Here is a 10,246-nt window from a genome sequence, read left to right on the forward strand (position 1 = left end):
AGCGATGGCCAAGACCTACAAGCAGATCATGGACGAGGCACGGCAGCTCGTCCCCGAGGTGTCCCCCGAGCAGGTGAAGGCCCGGCTCGACAAGGGAGAGCACCCGGTCGTACTCGACGTGCGCGAGAAGGAAGAGGTCCGCCAGGGCTACGTGCCCGGCGCGATCTCGCTCCCGCGCGGCTTCCTCGAGATGCGGGTCGAGGAAGCGGTGCCGGACAAGAACGCCCCCATCGTCGCCTACTGCGCGGGCGGCACGCGCTCGCTGCTGGCGGGCCGCATCCTGAAGGAGCTCGGCTACGCGAACGTGGTCTCCATGCGCGGCGGTTTCACGGCGTGGAAGAACCAGGGCCTGCCGGTGAAGGAGGACCGCCAGTTCACCGCCGAGCAGCAGATCCGCTACAGCCGCCACTTCCTCCTCCCCGAGGTGGGCGAGGCCGGGCAGGCGAAGCTCCTCGGCGCCAAGGTGCTCTGCATCGGCGCGGGCGGCCTCGGCTCGCCGGCGGCGTTCTACCTGGCCGCGGCGGGCGTCGGCACGCTCGGCATCGTCGACATGGACGTGGTCGACCTCTCGAACCTCCAGCGCCAGATCCTGCACACCAACGACCGCATCGGCATGCCGAAGACCGAGTCGGCGCGGCTCACGCTCGAGGCCCTCAACCCCGACGTCAAGGTGGTCGAGTTCCGCGAGCGGCTGTCCTCCGAGAACGCGCTCCGCATCTTCGAGCAGTTCGACATCGTGGTGAACGGCTCTGACAACTTCCCCACGCGCTACCTCGCCAACGACGCGTGCGTCATGCTGAAGAAGCCCCTCGTCGACGGCGCCATCTGGCAGTTCGAGGGGCAGGCGACCGTCTTCCACCCGCCGCACGGGCCGTGCTACCGCTGCCTCTTCCCCGAGCCGCCGCCCCCCGGGGCCGTGCCGTCGTGCGCCGAGGCGGGCGTGCTCGGCGTGCTCCCCGGGATCGTCGGCTGTGTGCAGGCGCTCGAGGCGATCAAGCTGATCCTCGGCCAGGGCACGCCGCTCATCGGCCGCATGATGCACTTCGAGACGCTCTCCGGCGAGGTGCGCATGCTCCGGCTCCGCCGTGATCCCAAGTGCGCGGTGTGCGGCGAGCGGCCGACGGTGACCAAGCTGATCGACTACGAGATGTTCTGCGGGCTCGGGAGCGGGAACGGCGCCGGCCCGGACGGTGGCCACCAGCCCGAGGCGCCCGAGCCCGCCGCCGCGCCCTGAGCATCACCTTGGCCAGCCTGCGGTTGCTCTGGTAGGAAGGGCGACCGGTCAGTGCAGCGTTGCCACATCTGGCGGCGCTGCGCCTCCTGCCTTCGACGGAGGGCTCACCCTCCCTGGCACCCGCTTTGCTTCACCCGACGAGCGGGGCTCCGGCGCCTCACGCCTTTCGCCCTTCCGCGACGCAGCAAGCCGTTCCAAATCCCACTCAGCCCGCACGAACGGGAGCCGGAGCCCCCGTCCCTCGCGGGCGAACGAAGCGGGCGTAGTGGGTGCCCGCCCGCGCGTACTTCCGCTCGAAGGCCGTGGTCGGCCGCCCCGCGGGAGGCGTCGCGCCGGTCTGCGGGACGAGTCCCGCGGTCGCCAGGACCGCCGTGAAGTCGTCGATCAGCGGACGAAGGTCGGAGGCGAGGTGGACGGTGCCGCCCCCCGTCAGCGTTCGCGCCAGCTCGGCCGCGAAGCGCGGGTCGGTCAGGCGGCGCGCGCGGTGCTGCGTCTTCGGCCAGGGATCGGGAAAGTAGACGTGATACGCGGCGACCGAGGCGTCGGGGACCAGGCGCGCGATGATGCAGCGCGCGTCGCCGGCGACGACGCGCACGTTCGCGAGCCACCGCGCGGCCGCCTTCTCCATGATCGCTGCCGCGACGTGTGCCGCGCGCTCGATGGCGAAGAAGTTGGTGGCCGGAGCGGCCGTGGCGAAGGCGAGCAGCAGCTCGCCGCGTCCCGGGCCGATCTCGACCTCGACCGGGCCATCGTCGCCGAACACCGCCGCCCACGACACTCGCGTCACGCTCATGATCGGTGCGCGTTGCACTCGCGCGCAAGGGATGTATATCCGAACGCCTCACTCGAAGCCGAGGAGGGTGCGCGCCACCGTCCGCGCCGGAGGTGGGGGGCGGGAAGCGCCCTCTTCCTCGGAGCGCCGAGACGGGGTACATGACGCCCATCACTATTGCGCGCGATCGGAGACCCCAATGAAAGCGGCTGTCTACGACGGAAATTCCACCGCCCTGTCCCTCGAGGAGGTGCAGCCCAACCCGCCCGGCCCGCGCGACGTCATCGTCGAGATCGGAGCGAGCGGCGTCTGCCACTCGGACCTGTCGATCATGCGCGGCTACGTCCCCGTCCCGCCGGGCATGGTGCTCGGCCACGAGGGCGCGGGACGCGTCGTCGAGGTCGGCCCTGAGGTGTCGCGCGTGAAGAAGGGCGACCGGGTCATCGCGTCCTTCGTGCCCGCGTGCGGCGCCTGCTGGCACTGCTTGCGCGAGCAGACCGAGCTCTGCGAGCGCGAGCCCGAGGTCTCGATGCAGGTGCGCGGGACCCGGCCTGACGGCAACCCGTACTTCTGCATGACCGGCCTCGGCACGTTCGCCAAGGTGATGACGGTCGACGAGGCGTCCGTGGTGAAGGTCGAGACCGATCTCCCGGACGCGCAGCTCGCGCTCATCGGGTGCGGCGTCACGACCGGCGTCGGCGCGGCGCTCAACACGGCGAAGGTGAGGCCGGGCTCCACAGTCGCGGTCCTCGGCTGCGGCGGTGTCGGCCAGGCGGTCATCCAGGGCGCGCGCATCGCAGGCGCCGGCCGCATCATCGCGATCGACCCTCAGGAGCTCAAGCGAAAGACCGCGAAGCAACTCGGCGCGACGGACGTCCTCGACCCGTCGAAGGGCGACCCGGTCGAGCAGGTGAAAGCCCTCACCGGCGGGCGGGGCGCCGACTACGGCTTCGAGGTGATCGGGCTCCCGGAGACCATCCTGACCACCTACAACCTCGCGCGCCGCGGCGGCGAGGTGATCATCGTCGGCATGGCGCGCTTCGACGCGCAGTTCACGCTGCCCGCGTTCGGCATCTTCTACGAGGAGAAGACCGTGAAAGGCTGCAAGTACGGCTCGGCGCAGGTACGGCGCGACTTCCCGCGCTTCGTCGAGCTGATCGAGACCCGCCGTCTCGACACCTCCGCGATGGTGTCGAAGACCATCAGGCTCGAGGGCGTGAACGACGCCTTTCGGGCGATGGAAGCGGGCGAGGTGATCCGGAGCGTCATCACCTGACGCCTGGGAGCCGCGCGCTCAGGCGGGACGCCGCGCCCGCGGCGTCCCACCCTTCAGCCCGGCGAGGAACGCCTCCACCGGCCGCGTATTGAGCACGTCCGTCGCGGTCGCCCAGCCGCGGCGGGCCTGCTCTACGCCGTAGGTGCGCGGGAAGCCGAGGTGCTTCACGCTGTGCGCGTCCGAGTCGATGACGATGGGAACGCCGGCCTCGGTCGCGCGCCGCACGTGCTCGTCGCGCAGGTCGAGCCGGTCGGGGTAGGCGTCGAGCTCGAGCACGGTGCCGGTCTCCCTGGCAGCGGCGATCACCGCCTCGATGTCGACGTCGTAGGGCTCGCGCTTCTGCATCACACGGCCGGTCGGGTGGAAGAGGATGTCGGCGTGCGGGTTGCGCATGGCGCGGATGATTCGGTTGGTCTGCTCCCCGCGCGGGAGGTTGAAGTGCGAATGGATCGCGATGCCGACCACGTCGAGCCGGGCGAGAGTCTCGTCGTCGATGTCGAGCGTGCCGTCCCGATTGATGTTGACCTCGGCGCCCGTGAGGACCCGGATGCCGTCGAGCTTTGCGTTGAGGCGTTCGATCTCGCGCATCTGGCGGCGGAGCTTCCTGGCGTCGCAGCCGCCCGTCATGGCGAGGCTCACGGTGTGGTCGGTGATGGCGATGTACTCGAGGCCGGCGTCCCGCGCCGCGCGGGCCATCGCTTCCAGCGAGTCGGCGCCGTCGGTCCAGTTGGTCTGCGTCTGGAGGTCGCCGCGCAGATCGCCCGCCTCGACCAGGCGGGGGAGCGTGCCCGCGCGCGCCGCGTCGATCTCGCCCTGGTCCTCGCGCAGCTCGGGCGGGATCCAGGCGAGGCCGAGGCGGTCGAAGATATCCTCCTCGGTCCGACCCGCGATCCGCCGCGTGCCGCGGAACAGGCCATACTCGTTCAGCTTCCAGCCCTTCTTCATGGCGAGCTGCCGGAGGGCGACGTTGTGCGCCTTGCTCCCCGTGAAGTAGAGGAGCGCCGCTCCGAAGCTCTCCTCGGGCACGACGCGCAGGTCCACCTGCAGCCCGTCGCGGAGCTTCACGCTGCACTTGGTCTCGCCCTGGCCGAGCACGCGCGCCACCGCCGCCAGCTTCGCGAAAGCGGCGATCGCCGCCTCGGCCTTGCGTGCGAGGACCAGGAGGTCGGCATCGCCGACCGTCTCCTTGCGGCGGCGGATCGAGCCCGCGACCTCGACGCGCGTCACACCCGGCGCGCGCGCGAGCGCCGCGGCCAGCTCGTCGATCACGGGCCGCACGGCGGCGAGCGGCGTGCGCTGCCCGCTCGTCTGCACGAAGGCGAGTGCCTTCAGGATATTCTGCTCGCTCTTCTCGCCGAAGTGGGGGAGGGCGCGGACCTTGCCGGCGCGCGCCGCGGCTTCCAGGTCGGCGAGCGTGCGCACACGGAGCCGCTGGTAGAGGACCTTCACCCCCTTCGGCCCCACGCCCTCGAGCGCGGTCAGCGCGGCCAGATCGACCGGCATGCGGCGGTGGTACTCCTCGCGCAGCTTGCACTTTCCCGTTGCGATCAGCTCCTCCAGCTTCTCGGCCATCGAGGCGCCGATACCGGGAATCTCGAGCAGGGCCTTCACGCCGCCCGCGCGGTAGAGCTGCTCGAGCGGCCGGTCGTGCGACTCGATCGCCTGCGCCGCCTTCTCGTAGGCGCGCGGCTTGAAGGGCACGTCGTCCATGTCGAGATAGGCGGCGATGTCCCGGAAGACGCGAGCGAGCTCGGCGTTGCGCATCGTGGCCCCACGGTTAGCGCGTCGGCGTCCCGGCCGCCAGGCTCCGGGCCGGAGTCGCCGGAACGGGTCGAAGCTGCCGGAGGCACCGGGGTTGCAGTCCGTGCGTTCAGGCAGCTTGCAGCCTGCGGCTACTGATAGCGGAGGGCGTCCATGGGCTTCAGGCGGGCGGCCTTGTCGGCCGGGTAGAGGCCGAAGAAGATGCCCACCCCGGCGGCGACCAGCGACGCCACGACGACCGAGCTCAATGTGACGACGACCGCCATTCGGGCGACGAGGCTGACGAGCAGCCCGCCGCCCACCCCCAGGAACACGCCCACCAGGCAACCGACGACGGACAGGATGAGCGCCTCCAGCAGGAACTGCAGCCGAATGTCCCGGGCGCGGGCGCCGGTGGCGCAGCGGATGCCGATTTCCTGCGTGCGCTCGGTGACCGAGACGAGCATGATGTTCATGATCCCGATGCCCCCCACCAGCAGGGAAATCGAGGCGATCGCCCCCAGCATCAGCGACATCGTGCGGGTGGTTTCTGCCGCCGTGTTGACGAGGGCGGTGAGGTTGCGAATGCTGAAGTCGTTGTCGACGCCGTCGGCGAGACGATGGCGCTGGCGCAAGAGTTGCGTCATGTCCCGCTCCGCCGCAGGCATGGCCTCTGCCGATGCGGCCTGGGCGATCATGAAGCGCACGCTGCCCTGGAACTGACTGCCGAAGAGCTTCCGCTGGGCGGTGGTGACCGGGATCAGGACGGCGTCATCCTGGTCCCGGCCGTCCAGGCTCTGCCCCTTGGCAGCGAGGGTGCCCATCACAACGTATGGGCTCTTGCCGATCCGGACGGTCTTCCCGACCGGATCCTCGTCGCCGAACAGGTTCTTCACCACGGTCTGCCCGAGCAGGGCGACCTGCGTTGCCGAACGCATGTCCGAATCGTTGAACGGCAATCCCGCGGACAGACGCCAGTTGCGCACGTCGAGGAAGCGTGGCGTGGTGCCCAGCACGTTGGTCCCCCAGTTGTTCGCCCCGTAGACGACCTGGGCAGTGCCGGGCAGGATCGGCACCACCGCGCCGACGGTGGGCACTTGTTCCAGGGCCTCCGCATCCCCGAGGGTCAGGGTGGGGACGTTGCCCGTACCGAGCCGCACGCCACTGGCGGTGGCGGAACCCGCGAGGACGACGAACAGGTTGCGGCCCATGGAGACGATGGACCGGTCCACCAGGTCCCGGGCCCCCTGTCCGACGGCGAGCATCATGATGACCGCGCCCACCCCGATCATCATTCCCAACATGGTGAGGAAGGTGCGCAGCCGGTTTGCGCCCATCGCCTGCCAGGCTTCGCTCAGCAGGGGGCCGATCTTCATGCCGATCTCCGGCCTGGCACGCGGCGCGGCAGCTGGCCATCGTGCGCCACCTGCCCGTCCACCAGCTGCACCAGGCGCCCGGCGTTGGCGGCGATGTCTGGATCGTGGGTCACCAGGACGATGGTGATCCCCTCTTCGGCGTTGAGCTGCCGCAAGAGCCCCATGATCTCCTGGCTGGTCCGCCTGTCCAGGTTGCCCGTGGGCTCGTCCGCCAGAATCAGGCGCGGGCGATTGACCAGGGCGCGGGCGATGGCGACGCGCTGCTGCTGTCCGCCGGAGATCTGGCCAGGTAGCGACGCTGCATACGGGCCCAGCCCTACGTGCTCGAGCATCCGGCCCGCCCTGGGGAGCCGCTCCGACTTGCCGACGCCCGCATACACCAACGGCAGCGCCACGTTGTCCAGCAGGGTTGCCCTGGGCAGCAGGTTGAAGCCCTGGAAGACGAAGCCGATCGCCCGGTTGCGCAGATCGGCGAGCTGGTCCCGGTTCAGGGCGCCGACGTCGCGGCCCTCGAACTCGTAGGTCCCGCTGCTCTGCGCGTCGAGGCAGCCGAGGATGTTCATGAGCGTCGATTTCCCCGACCCGGAAGGCCCCATGATGGCGACGAATTCCGCCGGCTCGATGTCGAGGTTCACGTCCGTCAGCACCGGAACGGGCCCCGCCCCAGTCTCGTAGTGCTTGCCGAGGTGCGCCAGACGGATGACCGGTTCGGCCGGCATCAGAACAGCCGTATCTGGAAGGTGCTCGCCGATGGGCTCGCCGGAGCGGCGGCTTCCCGGTCCTCGACCACCACCTGGGCGCCGGGCTCGAGCTCGCCGGAGACGACCTCGGTGTAGCGGTTGTCGGTGATTCCCGGGACGATGCTGACGCGGCGCAGCTGGCCACGCTGCTGGTCGTTTTCGAGCACGTAGATCGTGGCCGTCGGGCCCTCGCGCTTTTCCTCCGGACCCCGCTGCGACGCTGCCACCAGGGCAGGCTCCATGGGCCTGAAGCGCAGCGCCGCGTTGGGCACCGCCAGCACGCCCTGGCGCCGGGCGACGAGGATGTTCACGTAGGCGGTCATCCCCGGCAGCAGGATCTGGTTCGGGTTGTCCACCGCGACGACCACGTCATAGGTCACCACGTTCTGCTGCGTCACCGGATTGAGCCGGATCAGCTTGACCGTCCCCTGGAACGCGCGGTCGGGGAAGGCATCCACCTTGAAGCTCACCGGCTGCCCGACCCGGATGTTGCCGATGTCCGCCTCGGCGAAACTCGAATCGATCTGCATCTTGGTGAGGTCCTGGGCGATGAGCAGCAGGGTCGGCGTCTGGAAGGTCGCCGCGACGGTCTGGCCCACGTCCACCTGCCGGTCCACGACCACGCCCGACACCGGCGAACGGATGACCGTGTAGCCGAGATTGGTCCGGTCCTTCTGCAATTGCGCCCGCGCCAGCGCCAGCTGGGCCCGCGCCGACTTCGCCGCCTCCACCGCCTGGTCGAGTTCTTGCCTGGAGACTAAAGCCTGGCGCTGCAGTTGCCGCATCCTGGCCTCGTTGGCGACGGCGAGTTCGAGGGCGGCCCGAGCGTTGGCGACGTTGGCCTCGCTCTGCTGCACCTGGGCGCGAAACAGGGCGTCATCCAGCTCCACCAGCACCTCTCCCGGGTAGACCCGGTCGTTGAAGTCAACGTGGAGCTTGCTCACCGTACCCGACACCTGGGTGCCCACGCGCACCAGCACCACCGGGTTCAGAGTGCCGTTGGCCGACACGGCCTGGCTGATGTCCCCCAGCCCCGCTGCCTCTGTCCCGTAGCGCTCGCCCGCCGCGTGCGGGGATGCCGTCCGCAAACCGGCCAGCGCAACGCCGCCCAGGAGGATCGGCAACGCGATCTTCTTCCGCAGCAAACGCCTCAAGCCCATTTCAGCCCCTCCGCGGTCCCCGCAACCGCCCGCCGCGATCCGCCCCCGAGCGACGGCAGCGGAACCCTGGCGGAGTGGTCAGGGCTGGGAATGGCCCTCGCCCGACGCAGCGTCTGTGGCTGACGACGCCTGGACATGCTCGAAACTTCCCCTAAAAGCAAAAAAGCCCGCCGGCCGAGACCGGCGGGCTTTTTTCACTCAGCGGTCGCTGGCGTATCTCAGAACGCCAGTCCGATGCCGGTCCCGATGCCAACCGCGGCAGCGCCACCGCCGCCGACAGCGGCCCCTACGCCCGTACCCACGGCGACGGCGCCCCCGCCCCCGCAGCAGCCGCAGCACCCGCAGTCCGACGCGACCGCCGCAGCGGCCGCGGTGCCGACGGCCGCCGCGCCTCCGCCACCCCCCGCCACCGCGGCGCCGGTCCCGGCGCCCACCGCCGCCACGTCCGCCAAGCTGAGGGTACTACCCAGGAAAGTCATGGATGCAACCAGAAGTGCCTGTGCGAATCGTTTCATGCTCATGCTCCTTTCCGAAAGAGTGAACCTTACAACAGTGAACCTTCGCCTTTCGACGCCACCAGCAGTGGCGAAGGCGGCCCTCGATCGAGAGGCCGAGTGCGTCCTCCCGTCCTCTCTGCGAGCGTGATCATCACTCTACGCACGGACATCATTTTGCCGGCGGGAGGAACGAGAACAAGTCCGTTGAAACCCTGAAAATGGGGTAGGGTAATCACCTGGGAGCGCAGCTGGGATCAGGCCACCGCCTCGTCACCTTGACGCAGCGTGGTTGCCCCTTTTGATCGAGGAGCACTGGCGCCGGAGAACGCGGGCTCACGAGATGTTGGGCGGGAGAACATCTGCCCGCGGTCGAGCAAGCGGGGCCATGGTACGGATGCACGTAGCGAGGGCGCACGCCGCCGGCCGTCCCGACGGCTGTATTGCGCAAGTCGGCGGACGAAGCCATAGCTACAGCTAGTGTGGTGTCCACACCACACTAGACCGCAACAGGAGGGCGAAGTCATGAGAGCGTATCGCTCGCCCGTGCCGGCTGCCCCTGCCCGCCCGCGGTTGGCGCCCGCGAGGACCGGCCGGCGCTCTGCCGAGCCGGACGCACCTCCGCCGGCCCGGACCTCGGCGGCGGTGCTTCTGCGTGAGATCGTGGCGCACCTGCGGCAGTGTCGCGTTCAACTTCGCGACGAATGGGTGCGGCGCATCATCGAGGCGCGGACCCTCACGGCGATGAGCCAGGAGGAGATCTTCGCGGAAGCGACGTCCATATTTGACAACTACCTCGATGCCCTGGAGACCGGCACCCTCGAGGCGGTGCAGGCCTACGCCGGACAGCTGTCCGAGCGCATCGTGCCGCGCGGCGTGGAGACGCGCGAGGTGGTCGGCATCGTGCTGCTCCTGCGCGACGTGCTGGCCCGCTCACTGTTCGCCAACTACCGCGCCGACTTCCCGCTGTTGAACCGGGTCCTCGACGCCTACGAGCCCGCCGCAAACCGCATCGCGACGACCGTGGCGGCGGGGTTCGTGCACGAGCGCGAGCGGGTGATCCGCGAGCAGCAGGAAGCCATCCGCGAGCTGTCCACGCCCGTGTTGCCGGTGCGCGAGCGGCTGCTCATCCTGCCGATCATCGGGCTCATCGACGGCCAGCGCGCCCGCCAGCTGACCGAGCAGCTCCTGCGCGCCATCCGCGCCAACCGCGCCAAGGTCGTCGTCATCGACATCACGGGCGTCCCGGCCATGGACGCCGACGTGGCGAACCACCTGGTGCGAACCGTGGATGCGTCGCGGCTCCAGGGCGCCAAGGTGATCGTCACCGGCCTGTCGCCCGAGATCGCCCAGACGCTCGTCACCATCGGCGTCGACCTGAGCAAGATGAACACCGTTGGGGACCTGCAGGGCGGCATCGAAGAAGCGGAGCGGCTGCTCGGGTACCAGGTGGT

General features: G+C 69.7%; 8 protein-coding genes. 3 read left to right on the plus strand and 5 right to left on the minus strand.

Annotated elements, in window-relative coordinates; translation table 11 throughout:
• Positions 1-4: 4 nt before the first annotated feature.
• Positions 5-1,234 carry a molybdopterin-synthase adenylyltransferase MoeB gene (moeB, locus tag E6J59_10740; protein ID TMB19828.1) on the plus strand — a complete coding sequence of 410 codons (1,230 nt, stop codon included), beginning with the start codon at positions 5-7 and terminating at the stop codon, positions 1,232-1,234.
• Positions 1,235-1,439: 205 nt separating this feature from the next.
• On the opposite strand, the gene E6J59_10745 is transcribed toward moeB, so the two are convergent.
• Entirely contained in the window at positions 1,440-2,027 is a 588-nt protein-coding gene (locus tag E6J59_10745; GenBank protein TMB19829.1) for a hypothetical protein, read from the minus strand.
• Positions 2,028-2,205: 178 nt separating this feature from the next.
• On the opposite strand from E6J59_10745, the gene E6J59_10750 reads away from it, so the two are divergent.
• Positions 2,206-3,282 (plus strand): Zn-dependent alcohol dehydrogenase, encoded by a 1,077-nt coding sequence (locus E6J59_10750; GenBank protein ID TMB19830.1) that lies wholly within the window; start codon positions 2,206-2,208, stop codon positions 3,280-3,282.
• Between the two features lie 18 nt (positions 3,283-3,300).
• Here the strand turns inward: E6J59_10750 and polX are convergent, their stop codons facing one another.
• From polX to E6J59_10770, 4 genes are all read right to left on the minus strand, one after another.
• Positions 3,301-5,046, minus strand: coding sequence for a DNA polymerase/3'-5' exonuclease PolX (polX, locus tag E6J59_10755; GenBank protein ID TMB19831.1), 1,746 nt, complete (start codon positions 5,044-5,046; stop codon positions 3,301-3,303).
• 128 nt (positions 5,047-5,174) lie between these two features.
• Positions 5,175-6,398 carry an FtsX-like permease family protein gene (locus E6J59_10760; protein ID TMB19832.1) on the minus strand — a complete coding sequence of 408 codons (1,224 nt, stop codon included), beginning with the start codon at positions 6,396-6,398 and terminating at the stop codon, positions 5,175-5,177.
• The gene (locus E6J59_10765; protein TMB19833.1) at positions 6,395-7,117 is read right to left on the minus strand and encodes an ABC transporter ATP-binding protein; all 723 of its coding nucleotides are present in this window, start codon (positions 7,115-7,117) and stop codon (positions 6,395-6,397) included. The genes E6J59_10760 and E6J59_10765 overlap by 4 nt, the downstream gene beginning before the upstream one ends.
• Positions 7,117-8,298, minus strand: a complete 1,182-nt coding sequence (locus E6J59_10770; protein ID TMB19834.1) for an efflux RND transporter periplasmic adaptor subunit — start codon at positions 8,296-8,298, stop codon at positions 7,117-7,119. Before E6J59_10770 ends, E6J59_10765 begins: the two co-directional genes overlap by 1 nt.
• Before the next feature lie 1,019 nt (positions 8,299-9,317).
• Here E6J59_10770 and E6J59_10775 point away from each other — a divergent pair.
• On the plus strand, positions 9,318-10,246 hold a 929-nt coding region (locus E6J59_10775), incomplete at its 3' end, for an STAS domain-containing protein (protein ID TMB19835.1).

This window comes from Deltaproteobacteria bacterium, assembly GCA_005879795.1.
GTDB lineage: Bacteria > Desulfobacterota > Binatia > DP-6 > DP-6 > DP-6.